The 13,968-nt window shown below is 61.2% G+C and carries 14 protein-coding genes; 4 read left to right on the top strand and 10 right to left on the bottom strand.

Translation table 11 applies throughout. The features are described 5' to 3' along the window. Positions 1–82: 82 nt before the first annotated feature. The gene (gene ald, locus ACQZ6J_RS27675) at positions 83–1,201 is read left to right on the top strand and encodes an alanine dehydrogenase (RefSeq protein ID WP_449086456.1); all 1,119 of its coding nucleotides are present in this window, start codon (positions 83–85) and stop codon (positions 1,199–1,201) included. Between the two features lie 17 nt (positions 1,202–1,218). On the opposite strand, the gene ACQZ6J_RS27680 is transcribed toward ald, so the two are convergent. The 5 genes from ACQZ6J_RS27680 to ACQZ6J_RS27700 form a co-directional block, all read right to left on the bottom strand. Continuing rightward, the gene (locus ACQZ6J_RS27680) at positions 1,219–1,728 is read right to left on the bottom strand and encodes a DUF1203 domain-containing protein (RefSeq protein ID WP_449086457.1); all 510 of its coding nucleotides are present in this window, start codon (positions 1,726–1,728) and stop codon (positions 1,219–1,221) included. A gap of 130 nt (positions 1,729–1,858) precedes the next feature. Further along, positions 1,859–2,419, bottom strand: a complete 561-nt coding sequence (locus ACQZ6J_RS27685) for a GNAT family N-acetyltransferase (protein WP_163986323.1) — start codon at positions 2,417–2,419, stop codon at positions 1,859–1,861. An 8-nt stretch (positions 2,420–2,427) separates the two neighbouring features. Further along, on the bottom strand, positions 2,428–3,285 hold the full coding sequence (gene sseA, locus ACQZ6J_RS27690; RefSeq protein ID WP_449086458.1) for a 3-mercaptopyruvate sulfurtransferase: 858 nt from the start codon (positions 3,283–3,285) through the stop codon (positions 2,428–2,430). A 60-nt stretch (positions 3,286–3,345) separates the two neighbouring features. Next, entirely contained in the window at positions 3,346–4,083 is a 738-nt protein-coding gene (locus ACQZ6J_RS27695; RefSeq protein ID WP_449086459.1) for an alanyl-tRNA editing protein, read from the bottom strand. A gap of 4 nt (positions 4,084–4,087) precedes the next feature. After that, positions 4,088–5,128 (bottom strand): cysteine synthase A, encoded by a 1,041-nt coding sequence (locus ACQZ6J_RS27700; protein WP_163985978.1) that lies wholly within the window; start codon positions 5,126–5,128, stop codon positions 4,088–4,090. 295 nt (positions 5,129–5,423) lie between these two features. Here ACQZ6J_RS27700 and ACQZ6J_RS27705 point away from each other — a divergent pair, with 295 nt between their 5' ends. Next, on the top strand, positions 5,424–6,254 hold the full coding sequence (locus tag ACQZ6J_RS27705; protein WP_449086460.1) for an SDR family NAD(P)-dependent oxidoreductase: 831 nt from the start codon (positions 5,424–5,426) through the stop codon (positions 6,252–6,254). A 3-nt stretch (positions 6,255–6,257) separates the two neighbouring features. Here the strand turns inward: ACQZ6J_RS27705 and ACQZ6J_RS27710 are convergent, their stop codons facing one another. After that, positions 6,258–7,715, bottom strand: a complete 1,458-nt coding sequence (locus ACQZ6J_RS27710; RefSeq protein ID WP_449086461.1) for a cryptochrome/photolyase family protein — start codon at positions 7,713–7,715, stop codon at positions 6,258–6,260. Positions 7,716–7,961: 246 nt separating this feature from the next. Here ACQZ6J_RS27710 and ACQZ6J_RS27715 point away from each other — a divergent pair, with 246 nt between their 5' ends. Next, positions 7,962–9,074, top strand: a complete 1,113-nt coding sequence (locus tag ACQZ6J_RS27715; RefSeq protein ID WP_163985973.1) for a sn-glycerol-3-phosphate import ATP-binding protein UgpC — start codon at positions 7,962–7,964, stop codon at positions 9,072–9,074. A gap of 343 nt (positions 9,075–9,417) precedes the next feature. Here ACQZ6J_RS27715 and ACQZ6J_RS27720 read toward each other — a convergent pair whose 3' ends face one another. The 3 genes from ACQZ6J_RS27720 to ACQZ6J_RS27730 all read right to left on the bottom strand — a co-directional run bounded on the left by ACQZ6J_RS27720 (position 9,418) and on the right by ACQZ6J_RS27730 (position 12,677). Then, positions 9,418–10,332 (bottom strand): ABC transporter permease subunit, encoded by a 915-nt coding sequence (locus tag ACQZ6J_RS27720; RefSeq protein ID WP_163985971.1) that lies wholly within the window; start codon positions 10,330–10,332, stop codon positions 9,418–9,420. 7 nt (positions 10,333–10,339) lie between these two features. Beyond that, positions 10,340–11,224, bottom strand: a complete 885-nt coding sequence (locus tag ACQZ6J_RS27725) for an ABC transporter permease subunit (protein ID WP_163985970.1) — start codon at positions 11,222–11,224, stop codon at positions 10,340–10,342. A gap of 100 nt (positions 11,225–11,324) precedes the next feature. Then, a complete protein-coding gene (locus ACQZ6J_RS27730; RefSeq protein ID WP_163985968.1) occupies positions 11,325–12,677 on the bottom strand; it encodes an extracellular solute-binding protein in 1,353 nt (450 codons plus the stop codon). A gap of 324 nt (positions 12,678–13,001) precedes the next feature. Here ACQZ6J_RS27730 and ACQZ6J_RS27735 point away from each other — a divergent pair, with 324 nt between their 5' ends. Beyond that, positions 13,002–13,559, top strand: coding sequence for a sugar O-acetyltransferase (locus ACQZ6J_RS27735; RefSeq protein WP_449086462.1), 558 nt, complete (start codon positions 13,002–13,004; stop codon positions 13,557–13,559). A 7-nt stretch (positions 13,560–13,566) separates the two neighbouring features. Here ACQZ6J_RS27735 and ACQZ6J_RS27740 read toward each other — a convergent pair whose 3' ends face one another. After that, positions 13,567–13,878: a hypothetical protein gene (locus tag ACQZ6J_RS27740; protein WP_449086463.1), complete on the bottom strand. Its 312-nt coding sequence runs from the start codon at positions 13,876–13,878 to the stop codon at positions 13,567–13,569. Positions 13,879–13,968: the final 90 nt, after the last annotated feature.

Here is a 13,968-nt window from a genome sequence, read left to right on the forward strand (position 1 = left end):
TTTGCAAGGACATTGCGGGGCGGAGGTGGTCTGATTTCCGCCGGAGAGAATGCAGACGAACAAGCATTCGAGGAGGAGTGAAATGCGCGTTGGTTGTCCCAAGGAAATCAAGAACCACGAATATCGCGTCGGCCTGACGCCGGCGTCCGTTCGTGAATATGTCGCCCATGGCCACGAGGTCTGGGTCGAAACGAAGGCCGGTGCCGGCATCGGCGCCGACGATCATGCCTACATTGCCGCCGGCGCCAAGATCGCTGCCAGCGCCAAGGATATTTTCGAGAAGTGCGACATGATCGTGAAGGTCAAGGAGCCGCAGCCCTCCGAATGGGCGCAGCTCCGCGAAGGCCAGCTTCTCTACACCTATCTGCATCTCGCGCCCGATCCGGAGCAGACCAAAGGCCTGCTCGCATCCGGCGTGACCGCGGTCGCCTACGAGACCGTCACCGACGACCGTGGCGGCCTGCCGCTGCTGGCGCCGATGTCCGAGGTCGCCGGACGCCTGTCGATCCAGGCGGGTGCGACGGCCCTGCAGAAGGCCAATGGCGGCCTGGGCATCCTTCTCGGCGGCGTGCCGGGTGTTCTCCCGGCCAAGGTCGCCATCATCGGCGGCGGCGTCGTCGGCCTGCATGCGGCCAAGATGGCGGCGGGCCTCGGTGCCGACGTCAGCATCCTCGACCGCTCCCTGCCGCGCCTGCGCCAGCTCGACGACATCTTCAACGGCCGCGTCCACACCCGCTATTCCAGCATTCAGGCGCTGGAAGAGGAGGTCTTCTCCGCCGATCTGGTGATCGGTGCCGTTCTGATCCCGGGTGCTGCCGCGCCGAAGCTCGTCACGCATGAGATGCTGTCCGGCATGAAGAAGGGCTCGGTCATTGTCGACGTCGCCATCGACCAGGGCGGTTGTTTCGAAACCTCCCATGCGACGACGCATTCCGATCCGACCTACGTGGTCGAGGGCGTCGTGCATTACTGCGTCGCCAACATGCCGGGCGCGGTTCCAGTCACCTCGGCGCACGCTTTGAACAACGCCACCATCTACCACGGCCTGGCCTTGGCCGATCGTGGCCTGCGCGCCATCGCGGAAGACAAGCACCTCCGCAATGGCCTTAATGTCCATAAGGGCCGCGTGACCAACAAGCCGGTGGCGGAAGCGCTCGGCTACGAGGCCGTCGCGCCCGAGAGCATTCTGAACGTCGCGTAAAGCCTGTCGCGCGCACCTCAGATGAAGGCGCTGGCATCCGCGTATGCTGGCGCTCCTACCTTGTCGATCCGGCATTGATAGCAGTTGTTGCGTGCCGAGCGGACATGGACATAGGCGATATCGGGGCGTTCGAGCAGTGAGGCCGCATAGACCGCGATGTCGCCGGTCGGCGTCACCGCGCCGGTTCCATAGACGATGCGATCGTTCTTCCCATAGCCGCGCACGATGAAATCCCGGCTGGTCGCCAGCACCGGCGGCAGGATTTCTTCCGCCTCGTAACGCTTGCACGGCGTCTTGTGCAGGAAGATCGGACCGGTCTCCGCGTAGGGCTGCAACTTCGGAAAGGGCCGATAGGCAAACACGAACAGCTCTTCGCCGGCATCGATATTGCGCAGGCAGTGGCGGCAGGGATGGCCGGGGCCGTCGGAGATCAGGGTCTCCGCTTGGTGACCATAAGCATCCGCACCGCCGCTCCAGAGAACTTCGGCGTCGGGCGTGGGCATGGCGGCAAAAGCGATGGAAGGCATGGCAAAGCTCCTTTCGAGATCTGCCATGTCATGCGCCGGCATGGGGTGGGAAACCACCCGATTCCTGCGGTCTTGCCTCGTTGGTCAGCCGCTGTGCACGGCGCGGAGCAATTGTGCGGGCCGGGGCGCCTCAGCCTCTCTTGACGAGTTCGAGCAGTTCCTTGTCGCTCAGCGGCCTAACGATACCTTCACCGGTCGAAATCGGCGAGAAGCCGAACATCTGGTAGAGCTGCAGAGCCCGCGGATGATCGAGATTGTTCGTGGTCGTCACGATCCGCTGAGGGTTGAGCGTCCATATCGCGTAAAGCGCCTGCAGCAGGAACCATTTGCCGATGCCGAGGCCGAGGGCATGCTCGATGAGGCCGAAATGGCTGAGCTCGATCGTCTCTTCGTCCTGACGGAAATATTCGAAGAATCCGGCCGGCGCTCCGTTGACATAGAGCACGCTGATATTGTTGCGCTGATCGTGAAGAGTGGCCGTCAAGTTCTCATCGGAGAGGCGAAGGCGATCCACCCAATGCCAGCGGGAGCCCACCTGGCGGTAGAGATAGCGATAGAACGGCAGCGGGATATCGGGTGAACGCATGATCGCGGTCTGGATATTGACCGGCACCGGCAAGCTTGTCTTGGGCGGTGCGGTCATTTCCAGGCGAGTGATATGGACCTTGATGGACGAGGGCGTTTTCACGATCACGATGCTCAATCTTGACCGGTAACGATCGGCGTATCCGCCCGGCTGCCCCATTCCGACCAGGAGCCGTCATAGAGCCTGTTGCTGCCGTGACCGAGGGATTCGAGCGCGAGTGTAATGATGGCGGCGGTGATGCCGGATCCGCAGGTCGTCACTACAGGCTTATCGAGATCGATGCCTGCCTTTTCGATCGTCTCGCGCAGTTCGGGCAGCGACTTGAACTTGCCGTTCGTGGCGAACACGCCCGAAGGCAGGCTTCTCGCTCCCGGCATATGGCCGGAGCGCATGCCTTCGCGCGGTTCCGGTTCCGCGGCAGCAAAGCGCCCGGCGCTGCGCGCATCCGCGATCTGCAGGGAACCGGAGTCGACGATCGCACGCATCTCGTCGAGCGAAACGACACGGCTGCCGTTGAACCTCGGTTTGAAGGTCGCGGGTTCGAAGGTAGGCAGCGCCGTCTCCAGCGGGCGTCCCTCGGCTTTCCAGCCATCGAGGCCGCCGTCGAGCACGAAGACGTTCGGCGCCCCCATGACGATGTGGAACAGCCACCAGACGCGCGGCGAGGCAAACAGGCCCGGGCCGTCATAAACGACGATGCGGTCGCTCTCGCTGATGCCCAGCTTGCCGACCTCGGCCGCAAAGACTTCAGGTGCAGGGACCATGTGCGGCAGGTTGGTCGAATGATCCGATATCTTGTCCTGATCGAAGCGGATCGCGCCGGGAATATGGCCGCTGGCATATTCGGCGTCGGCATTGCGCTTCTGGGCCGGCAGGTAGAAGGATGCGTCGACAATGCGCAGGTCCTTGGCGCCCAGCTCGCCTTGCAGCCAGTCCGCGGATACGACGAAACGGCTCTTGTCCGCTGCCATGATGATCTCTCCCTGCTGTGAATTATGGGTCTTGATATCGGGATATAGGCGCTTGCCCGGTCAATTCCCGTCGGCCGGCGTGCCGAAACGAATGCGGAAGCGACGGTTTTCCTTACCCTTCTTCTCGATCTTGGCGATGTGGATCGCCCCGACCTCCTGTGTCTCCGATACATGCGTGCCGCCGCAAGGCTGGCTGTCGACGGACGAATCCTCGCCGATGCAGACGAGGCTCACTCGCCCGAGACCCATCGGCGGCCGCACGTTCTTGGATTTGACGATACCGGGATTGGCGATCAGCTCCTCGTCCGTGATCCAGCGGACGAAAATCGGATGGTTCTCGTTGACGAGCGCCATCATCTTCGCCGTCACCTCGTCCTTGTCGATCGTCTCGCTCATGTCGAAATCGACGCGGCTTTCGTCCTCGCCGACCGCCGCGCCAGTGATCGGGTAGGGGCAGACCACCGAGAGAAGGTGACAGGCGGTGTGCATGCGCATGAGCTTGTAGCGACGCGCCCAGTCGACGTGCAGCACCAGCTTTTCTCCGACGATCGGCAGCGGCTGGCCCTCGAGCGGCACATGGATGATGATGTCCTTGATCGGGCCGTGCTTCGTCTGGCCGAGCGCGATCCTGGAGCCGTCGCCGCGCTCCAGGAAGCCGGTATCGCCGGGCTGGCCGCCCGAAGTGGCATAGAAACAGGTCTGATCGAGTTCGATGCCCCCGTCTTCGTGGATTGCGGTTACGACTGCTTCCGCGGTCGAGAGATAGAAATCATCACGATAGAGGGCATTGACGGTCATGAAATCACGCTGTTGTTTCGTATGGAACGGAAATATCCGTCCGCTTTGCAAGATAGGACGGCAGCGGCAGGCCCTTGGACTTCAGGAAGTCGGGATTGAAGAGCTTGGACTGATAGCGATTGCCGTAATCGCAAAGGATGGTCACGATCGTATGGCCGGGACCGAGATCCTTGGCGAGGCGAACCGCGCCGGCGATATTGATGGCCGTCGAGCCGCCCAGGCAAAGGCCCTCGTGCTCGACCAGATCGAAGACGTAGGGAAGCGCCTCGGCATCGGTGATCTGGTAAGAGAAGTCGGGCGTAAAGCCTTCCAGATTTGCCGTGATGCGTCCCTGGCCTATGCCTTCCGTTATCGAGGAACCGGAGGATTTCAGCTCGCCGTTCTGGTAGAACTCATAGAGTGCGGCGCCTTCCGGATCGGCAATGCCGATCTTGATGTCCTTGTTGAAGGCATGCAGGCCCATGGCGACGCCCGCCAGCGTTCCGCCGGAGCCGACCGAGCAGATGAAGCCGTCGATCTTGCCTGACGTGTCGGCCCAGATTTCCTTGGCCGTCGTCTCGATATGCGCCTGCCGGTTGGCGACGTTGTCGAACTGGTTTGCCCAGATCGCGCCGTTCGGCTCCGTCTTTGCCAGCTGCTCGGCAAGCCGGCCCGAGACTTTCACGTAGTTGTTCGGGTTCTTGTAGGGGACGGCGGGAACCTCGACCAATTCGGCGCCGAGCAGCTTCAGCGCGTCCTTCTTTTCCTGGCTCTGAGTTTCCGGAATGACGATGACGGTGCGATAGCCGAGCGCCTTGGCGACGAGCGTCAGGCCGATGCCGGTGTTGCCCGCCGTGCCTTCCACGATGACGCCGCCGGGCCTCAGGAGGCCTTTCTTTTCGGCGTCGCGGATGATGTAGAGTGCCGCACGATCCTTGACCGATTGGCCAGGGTTCAGAAATTCGGCCTTGCCCAGAATGGTCGAGCCCGTCGCCTCGGAGGCACCCTTGAGCTTGATCAACGGCGTGTTGCCAATTGCTTCGAGGACGGACGGATGGACGGTCATGGAATCTGCCTTCTGTTCGCAACTACTGTAAGAACGGTCTTTTCCCTTCACAAGGCTGCATAGGCAAGAAATTCTGTTCCTTGCTGTTTGTTCGCACGGCAAAATTCGACTTGGCGGCATCCATCGACCCGGCTTTTCCATGGGGTGCGATGGTCTCCGGTCGGTGACATCGATTTCCGCGCCGAGCCTCCAAACCGGCCGAAAGCGGCCACAATGATACGCTATTTCTAAAATGCCAAGGACGGCCGCGATTGAGCGTTTGATGTTGGCGGCCGCCCAGCCAAGGAGAAGAGCCATGAGCCCGTTCATCGCACGCCCTGAACACGGAGTCGTCTGGATTACCGGCGCCAGTTCCGGCATTGGCCGCGCGCTCGCGCTGAAGCTGGCGGAAGAGGGGTACAAGGTGGCCGTTACCGCCCGCAGCCACGACAAGCTTCTGGCTTTGCAGGCGGAGGCAAGCGCGCTTGCCGGCAGCATCGTCGTGCTCGACGGCGATGTGACCGATGCGGAGGATATGGAGCACACCGTTGCCGCCATCGAATATCAGCACGGCCCCGTTTCCCTGGCGGTCCTGAATGCCGGCATTTATTTGCCGGCGCGCGGCGAGGATCTCAATCATGAGGTGTTCGAGCGCAGTTTCGCCGTCAATCTCCACGGTGTCGTCAATTGCCTCGTTCCAGCGGTGCGCCATATGCGCGCCAGGGGACATGGCCAGATCGCCCTCGTGTCGTCCGTGGCGGGTTATGGCGGCCTGCCGGGTGGTGCCGCATATGGAGCCAGCAAGGCCGCGCTTATCAACATGGCCGAAAGCCTGAATTTCGAGCTCGACCGCATGGGCATCCATATCCAGCTCGTGACGCCGGGCTATGTGAAGACGCCGCTGACGGCGCAGAACAAGTTCGAGATGCCCGACGTCGTGTCGGCGCAGCAGGCGGCGGATGCGATCGCCGCCGGATTGAAATCAGCGGCTTTCGACATCAGCTTCCCGAAGAGCATGGTCTACCGTGCAAAGCTGTTGAAGTTTCTGCCCTACAGCCTCTATTTCAAGGTGCTTGGATATTTTCTTGGAGGTGGGCACAAACGCCGGTCGGTCGGCCCGCGCGTTACCCCGCACCCGGCCGAGTAGCGCTCATTCGTCACCTTTCAGCGAAGCATGCGCAGCGAGCGCGCGCTGCCGCGCCACGGCGTGATCGACGATGGGGCGGGGATAATGCTTGCCCAGTTCTATGCGGGCGCGCCTCAGCACATCGTCGGGCGCTTCGAAGGGCCGATGGATATACTTGCTGTCGAGTTCGGCCAGTTCCGGCACGAATGCACGGACATAGCCGCCATCCGGATCGAATTTCTCACCCTGCAGCACCGGATTGAAGATGCGGAAAAAGGGGGAGGCGTCGGCGCCGGATCCCGCGACCCACTGCCAGTTTGCGGCGTTGGCAGCCGGATCGGCATCGACAAGCGTATCGCGAAACCATGCCTCGCCCTCGCGCCAGTCGATCAACAGATCCTTGATGAGGAAGGAGGCGGTAATCATGCGGACGCGATTATGCATCCAGCCGTGCCGCCACAGCTGCCGCATGCCGGCATCGACGATCGGATATCCCGTTTGCCCCCGCCGCCAGCTGTCGAAGAGCCTGGCATCCGCATGCCAGGGAAAATCGTCGTAGCGATCGTTCCAGTTGGCGGAGCCGAGTTTCGGGAAGTGGAAGAGCTGGTGATAGCAGAATTCCCGCCAGGCAAGCTCCTTGCGGAAGCGAACGATATTGTCCGCGGGAATCTTGCCGGCCAGCCCGCGTGTCGCATGCCATATGCGGGCCGGCGAAATTTCGCCGAGCGCCAGATGGGGCGAGAGCAGGGAGGTTGCCGGCTTGTCCGGAAAGTCGCGGCCGACCGCATATCCGTCGATCGCATCGTCGATGAAATCCTCCAGCTTCTCGTGCGCTGCGGCTTCGCCCGGCACCCACATCTCCGCGAAGGCCGATGCCCAGTTCGGCCTTGTCGGCGGCAGCGACCAGGAATCGAGAGAATCCGACTGTGGCCAATGTCTTGGGGCGAGCAGTTTTTCCGGCGCCTCGATCGGAAACGGCGGCTCGCCGGAGTGCTCGAGCGCGCGCCAGAAGGGCGTATAGGTCTTGTAGTGATTGCCGGTGCCCGTGCGCAGGCGCGTCGGCTCATGCAGCAGCTGACCGGCAAAGCTGTTGGCCTCGATGCCTTTGTCCCGCAGCGCCTTCTTGACCCGAGTATCCACGGCGATGCCGGCCGGATCATAGCGCCGGTTCCAGACGACGGCCTCGGCGTCGGTCTCCGCAAGAAGCTTTTCGAGTACCGTCTGCGCATCGCCCTGCCGAAGGATGAGCTTGCTGGCGAGCGCATCGAGGGCTTCCTGCAAGGCGGCCAACGAATGATGCAGCCACCAAGCCTGCGCCGCACCCAGCGGCCCGCACCCACTTGCCTCCGGCTCGCGAATATAGACCGGAATGACCGGGCGGCCCGATGTCGCGGCGGCATGCAAAGCGTGATTGTCGTCGAGACGGAGATCCTTGCGGAACCACAGCAGGATGGGATTCGGCTCTTTCTTCGATGTCGTCATGGTCCTGGCCGATCGTCCGCCTTCTAAAACTTCATGGGTTTTGCCGCCGCCGGAACCAATATACGGCCCCGATGGAGAAATGGTTCCACCACCGCGCGTTTCATCGAGGAATTCCGCACGCAACTCTCGTGAGGAAATCGGGATGCATCTTGTGATATAAGGGCCCTTGTCACTGTTCTGTAATGCAAATTCGCTAGCAGTCCACCCGATTGACATGCCCAGAATTGACAGGCGGGGAAGATTAACATGGCGGAAATCCGGATCGAACAAGTTCGCAAGGCCTATGGACGCAATCAGGTGGTCCATGGCGTCGACCTGAATTTCCGATCAGGCGAGTTCGTCGTCATTCTCGGACCGTCCGGCTGCGGCAAGTCCACGCTGCTGCGCATGATCGCCGGCCTGGAAGATATTTCCTCCGGAGAGATCGTCATCGACGGCAAGGTGGTCAACCAGCTCGAGCCGCGCGAGCGCGGCTGCGCCATGGTCTTCCAGAACTATGCGCTCTATCCGCACATGGATGTCGCCGCCAACATGGGTTACGCCCTGAAGGTGGCCGGCGTGCCGCGCGCCGAGCGTGATCGCCGCATCAAGGAAACTGCCAGGATCGTCGGCCTCGAAGATTTTCTCGCCCGCAAGCCGGCCGAGCTTTCCGGCGGCCAACGTCAGCGCGTTGCCATGGGCCGCGCCATCATCCGCGAGCCGAAGGTCTTCCTCTTCGACGAGCCGCTGTCCAACCTCGATGCCAAGCTGCGCGTGCAGATGCGCGTCGAGATCCGCCGCCTGCACAAGCGCCTGTCGGCAACATCTGTCTTCGTGACGCACGATCAGGTCGAGGCCATGACGCTCGCCGACAAGCTGGTCGTGATGTACAAGGGCAATGTCGAGCAGGTCGGTACGCCGCTCGAGGTCTACAACACGCCGCGCACCCGTTTCGTCGGTTCCTTCATCGGCTCGCCGGCCATGAATTTCCTGGAAGGGACCTTCTCGGCCAACGGCGAACAATTCATCTTCGACGGCATCCCGATCTCCATCGATGCGAATATCGGCAAGCGCCATGCCGGCCAGCCGGTTGCTCTCGGCATCCGCCCGGAGCATGCGCGTCTGGTCGCGGCAGGTACGCCGGGCGCGATCCCGGCAACGGTCGATTTCGTCGAAGAGCTTGGCGCGGGTCGCGTCATCCATTGCGATATCAACGGCTCGAGCTTCGCCGTTGCGGTTGCCGATCACACGACCGGCCAGACCGGCCAGTCCGTTGCGCTGGAGCTGCCGCAGCAGCACACGCATCTCTTCGCCCAGGATACCGGGCTGCGGCTCGATGCCGTCGCCTCCGTCACGCCGCTCAAGGTGCTGGCAAGCTGATTTCAAACATAACTTTTCAGTAGGTGTACCCGGAAGTTTTCCCGACTTCCGGGTTTTTTTTATCCTGCGTGGATCGACCGCCTCGCTGGCGCAAAAGGCTGCCCGCTGCCAAGCGGTCATTCGATGGAAGAAGGCCATTCGCATGGCAGTCGTTTATCTACGGCGATGTATGGGGCAGGTATTGCGAGGCACCGGATGGAAACCGTGCGATGCCGCCACCGGTTTCGACCGGTTGCCGGGAGAGGGGCCGGCCATCATGCGGATGGTCCGGTGGAATGCAGATCGATGCTCGATCGCAAAGAGGCCTGCCGCGCGCGCGGATGCGGCGCGGCAGGTAGCGGGATCACTTTTCCGTTGCGATCAGGCCGCGAACGAACCAGCGCTGCATCAGCACGACCACGGCAAGCGGGGGCAGCATGACGATCAGCGTGCCTGCCATGGCGATGTGCCATTCAGGAAGCCCGCCCACGTTCGGGATGAGCTGCTTGAGCTCGGTTACTGCGGTTGCGTGTGACGGATCGGTGGTGACGAGCAGCGGCCACAGATATTGGTTCCAGGCCCAGAGGAACATGATGGTGCCGAGCGCGGCCATATTGGTGCGCGACAGCGGTATCAAAATGTCGATGAAGAAGCGTAGCGCTCCGGCGCCGTCCATGCGTGCGGCTTCGGTCAGTTCGTCCGGTATCGTCAGGAAGAACTGACGATAGAGGAAGGTGCCGGTGGCCGTGGCGATCAGCGGCAGGATCAGGCCGGGATAAGAATTGAGCAGCCCGAGGCTCAGCGATACTTCGATGCCTGTGACCTTCTGGATGAGCCAGGTGATGCCGGTGATGTCGAGAAGGCCCTGGTAAGGGGACAGGACGTTCGCGGCGACCGCGTAGGTCGGCACGATACGCACTTCGAGCGGCAGCATCAGCGTTATGAAGATCAGCCAGAAGATGAAGTGGCGGCCGGGATAGCGGAAGTAGACGAGCGAAAAGGCGGTGAGCGCCGAAATGATTACCTTGCCCGCCGCGACGCCTCCCGCAAAGATCAGGCTGTTGACGAGTTTGGGGCCGAGGTCGGCAGTGGTCCAGGCCGTCTTCATGTTGACCCAGAAATCCGATCCCGGGATCAGCGACATCGGCACTTTGTTGACGTCGGCCAGATTGTGCGAGGCGGCGATGGCAACGATGGCCAGCGGCCCGACGGCCACCAGGAAGCCCAGGAACAGGATCAGATGCGTGAAGAAATTAAGGATGGGTGTGCGCTCGACCATGTCAGCCTCAACGGTAATGCACGCGCTTCTCGATGAAGCGGAACTGGAAGACGGTAAGCACGATGATCAGCAGCATCAGGATGATGCTCTGTGCCGCCGCACCGGAATAGTCGAGGCCCTTGAAGCCGTCGAAGACGATCTTGTAGACCATGAGGTTGGTCGAGTTGTGCGGCCCACCTGACGTCATGATATCGACGATGCCGTAGGAATCCTGGAAGCTCTCGGTGATGTTGATGACCAGCAGGAAGAAGATCGTCGGCGTGATCAGCGGGAACTGGATGTCCCAGAAGCGCCGAAGCACGCCGGAACCGTCCATGGCCGCCGCCTCGATCTGCGAGCGTGGGATGGCCTGGAAGGCTGCCAGAAAGAAGATGAAGCTGTAGCCGATATATTTCCAGGAGAAGGCGGCGATGATCGAGGCCATGGCGGCGGTGCCGTCGAGGCCCGGGTCCCAGAATCCTGGCCAATAATGATTGACGATGGACATGAAGCCGGCTTCGGGCGCCAGGATGAAGCGGAAGGCCATTGCCGAGGCGGGCGCGGCGATGCCGTAAGGCCAGATCAGCACCACGCTGTAGAATTTCGAACCGCGCAGCTGCCGATCGGTCAGCGCCGCAAGGATCAGCGCGGCCACAAGGGAGATACCGGTGCTGATCGCCGCGAAAATGATGCTGATCGTGACCGAGTTCCAGTAATCGGCATTGGCAAGGATGGATTTGAAGTTATCGAGCCCCACCCAGATGTTGCCGCCGCCCCAGGGCTGCTGCAACGTCAGCGACCAGAAGATCGCCTGACCGGCCGGCCAATAGAAAAAGGTGAAGATAAGGAGCAATTGCGGCACTGCGAACAGGATGCCGACGCTCCATTTGCTGAAAGTTATACGCTTTTCCATTGTCTCTTCCGGCTTGGGATCCCGATGCCACGCTTGCTCTTATAACGAACGTCCGCCGGGAAACCCCGGCGGACGCTGCTATGTTCATCAGCTGCGAGGCTTACGGCAGCTGCTTGCCCTTGTAGGTGGCTTCGAAGCGATCGAGGACGGCGTCGCCGTTCTTGACGAGGTTGTCGAGGCCTTCCTGGACGCTGACCTTGTTGGCGAAGATGGCCTGCATCTGGTTGCCGAATTCAGCGCGGATCTGCGTGAAGTTGCCGAGGCGGACGCCGCGGGTGATCGGGGTCGGCTCGGAAGCGGTCAGGCTGGCGATGGCGACTTCACGGCCCTTGAAGGGAGCCTTGTCATAGAAACCGGAGGACTTCATGAAGTCGAAGCCCGACTTGGTGACCGGGATGTAGCCGGTGTTGGTCGACCAGAAGAGGGCGGTTTCGGGCTTGGCGATGAAGTTCAGGAACGCAGCGGCGCCCTTATATTCATCGGTCGACTTGCCGGAGAGAACCCAGAGCGATGCGCCACCGACGAGCGAGTTCTTGCGCTCGGTGCCGGCGTAGACCGGAAGTTCGGCAACATCCCAGTTCATGCCGGCCTTCTGCGTCTTGGTGACCGTGCCGTGGTCGCCGACCGAGGTCAGGATCATCTGGCAATCGCCGGAAGCGAAGGCCTGAACCATGTCCTGACCGAGGTCCTTGGACTTGATCTTGACGAAGCCCTGGTCGTACCAGCTCTTGAGGTCGGTGACGTACTTGACGAACTTGGTCTTGTTGACCGTCAGGCGGGCGCTGAGGCCATCATAGCCGTTGTTCTTGGTCGCGACCGGCTGATCGTGGATCGCGGAGAACTGCTCCATCAGCTGCCAGCTTTCGTTGCCGGAGATGTTGATCGCCATCGGGCAATCATAGCCGGCGCCCTTCAGGGCCTTCATGTCTTCGGCAGCTTCTTCCCAGGTCTTCGGAGCGGCGGTCTTGCCGATCTTGGCGAAGGAATCCTTGTTCCAGTAGAGCAGGGCGGTGGAGGAGTTGAACGGGAAGGAGAGCAGCTCGCCCTTCGAGGTGGCGTAATAGCGGGCGATACCCGGGAAATAGTCGTTCCAGTTCACCTTATAGTTATTTTCCGCCATCAGCTTGCTGACCGGATAATAAGCGCCGGAAAGCATCATCGTTGCGGTGCCGACGTCATAGACCTGAACGATCGTCGGCTGCTTGCCGGCACGGAAGGCGGCAATCGTGTTCTGCAGGGCGGCGTCGTAGTTGCCCTGGCTGGTGCAGACGACCTGATAGTCCTTCTGGGAATCATTGAAGTTTTGGCACATCGTCTGAACGACGCGCTCCAGATCGCCCGAGAGGCCGAACCAGAAATCGAACTTGACCGGAGCTGCGGCAGCCGGCATCGCCAGCGCAGCGCTCATGACGCCAGCGGCGGCGGCAGAAATGAAATTTTTAAGTTTCGACATAATCCTATTTCCTTTTGAAAGCTCGGAACCGGTGGTCTTGCGCAAGTCCGCGGTAGCGCGGGTTATAGACAAGCTGTGTGACAGTTTGTTGAGGCCAAGAATCCTGTATCGGCGGGCTTTTTCACTTGAGCCGCCGGTTCGCGAACGATCGTTCTTCGCAGGATCGTGCATTTGAGATTGTGCTAATCAATGCGTGCGAGGCGTGGTTGCTCGCGCATAGCTTGTCGGCTGCCGGGGAACTCGGGATTGCTTCCTTGCTGGCGCCTTGAATGGTGTTGCAAGATCGCCGTCAGCGAATCCCGAAGGTATTGGAGGAATGGGAAGATGGGTCTCAGCGAGCGGCAGAAGATGGCGGCGGGAGAGTGGTACTGCTGCTTCGACCCGGAACTCGATGCCTTGCGCTGGCAGGCGCGCGAGGCCGTGCATCTGCATAACAGCATGGCGCCTTCGCAGCGCGGCAATATTGCTCCCGCTCTGTCCGCGCTCTTTGCCGAGTTGGGAGAGAGCGTTTTCCTGGAAGCGCCGTTTCATTGCTCCTATGGCATCAACATTTCGCTTGGCCGCCGGGTCTATATGAATACAGGCTGCGTCATTCTCGACAGCGCCAGCGTCCGCATTGGTGACGGCAGCATGCTGGGGCCGGGCGTCCATATCTATTGTGCCGAGCACCACAAGGATCCGGAGCTGCGGGGAGCGGGCATGGAGATCGCCCGGCCGGTCACGATCGGCAAAAGCGTGTGGATCGGCGGCGGAGCAATTCTGGTCGGCGGCGTGACGATAGGCGATGGCGCTATCATCGGCGCGGGCTCGGTTGTCACCAGGGACGTTGCGGCCGGAGCGACCGTCGTCGGCAATCCCGCCCGCCCTGTCGGCTTGAAATAAAGAGCGGCTAGTTCGCCGGACGGCGCTTCCTCGTCCACCAGACGGCCAGGCGCCGTCGCCAGCGGCGAACGATCGGCATGTCGTGCGAGAGCACGATGAAGCCCAGCGGCAGCATCCAGAAGCCAAGCACCGGCAGAAAACCGAGCAGGCCGCCAAAGATGAGGCCGATTCCCACACCCATACGGGCAAGCCGCGATCTTGGCAGGGGAATTCTCACAGAGCCGAAAACAAGCTCGCGGGTCGAGGGATCAATGCCGAAACGCCTTGTTTTCCGGCCATTTCGATCGGCATTCGCTGTCGTGTCGCTTTGATCGGTCATCCACAGGAAATGGTGAAGCGAAGAAATAATGCAAGAGAAATGGATTTTTTTGAAAAAACCGCTTGGCAAATCGGGAAAGCATTTGTATTA

This window comes from Rhizobium sp. A37_96 (assembly GCF_053521765.1).

Excerpts from the sequence above, each read along its gene's own strand:
- ACQZ6J_RS27700 (WP_163985978.1), bottom strand. The coding sequence starts at position 5,128 with ATGACCGTCCATCCGTCCGTCCTCGAAGCAATTGGCAACACGCCGTTG.
- ACQZ6J_RS27705 (WP_449086460.1), top strand. The coding sequence starts at position 5,424 with ATGAGCCCGTTCATCGCACGCCCTGAACACGGAGTCGTCTGGATTACC.
- ald (WP_449086456.1), top strand. The coding sequence starts at position 83 with ATGCGCGTTGGTTGTCCCAAGGAAATCAAGAACCACGAATATCGCGTC.
- sseA (WP_449086458.1), bottom strand. The coding sequence starts at position 3,285 with ATGGCAGCGGACAAGAGCCGTTTCGTCGTATCCGCGGACTGGCTGCAA.
- ACQZ6J_RS27735 (WP_449086462.1), top strand. The coding sequence starts at position 13,002 with ATGGGTCTCAGCGAGCGGCAGAAGATGGCGGCGGGAGAGTGGTACTGC.
- ACQZ6J_RS27695 (WP_449086459.1), bottom strand. The coding sequence starts at position 4,083 with ATGACCGTCAATGCCCTCTATCGTGATGATTTCTATCTCTCGACCGCG.
- ACQZ6J_RS27730 (WP_163985968.1), bottom strand. The coding sequence starts at position 12,677 with ATGTCGAAACTTAAAAATTTCATTTCTGCCGCCGCCGCTGGCGTCATG.
- ACQZ6J_RS27710 (WP_449086461.1), bottom strand. The coding sequence starts at position 7,715 with ATGACGACATCGAAGAAAGAGCCGAATCCCATCCTGCTGTGGTTCCGC.
- ACQZ6J_RS27680 (WP_449086457.1), bottom strand. The coding sequence starts at position 1,728 with ATGCCTTCCATCGCTTTTGCCGCCATGCCCACGCCCGACGCCGAAGTT.
- ACQZ6J_RS27720 (WP_163985971.1), bottom strand. The coding sequence starts at position 10,332 with ATGGTCGAGCGCACACCCATCCTTAATTTCTTCACGCATCTGATCCTG.
- ACQZ6J_RS27715 (WP_163985973.1), top strand. The coding sequence starts at position 7,962 with ATGGCGGAAATCCGGATCGAACAAGTTCGCAAGGCCTATGGACGCAAT.
- ACQZ6J_RS27740 (WP_449086463.1), bottom strand. The coding sequence starts at position 13,878 with ATGACCGATCAAAGCGACACGACAGCGAATGCCGATCGAAATGGCCGG.
- ACQZ6J_RS27725 (WP_163985970.1), bottom strand. The coding sequence starts at position 11,224 with ATGGAAAAGCGTATAACTTTCAGCAAATGGAGCGTCGGCATCCTGTTC.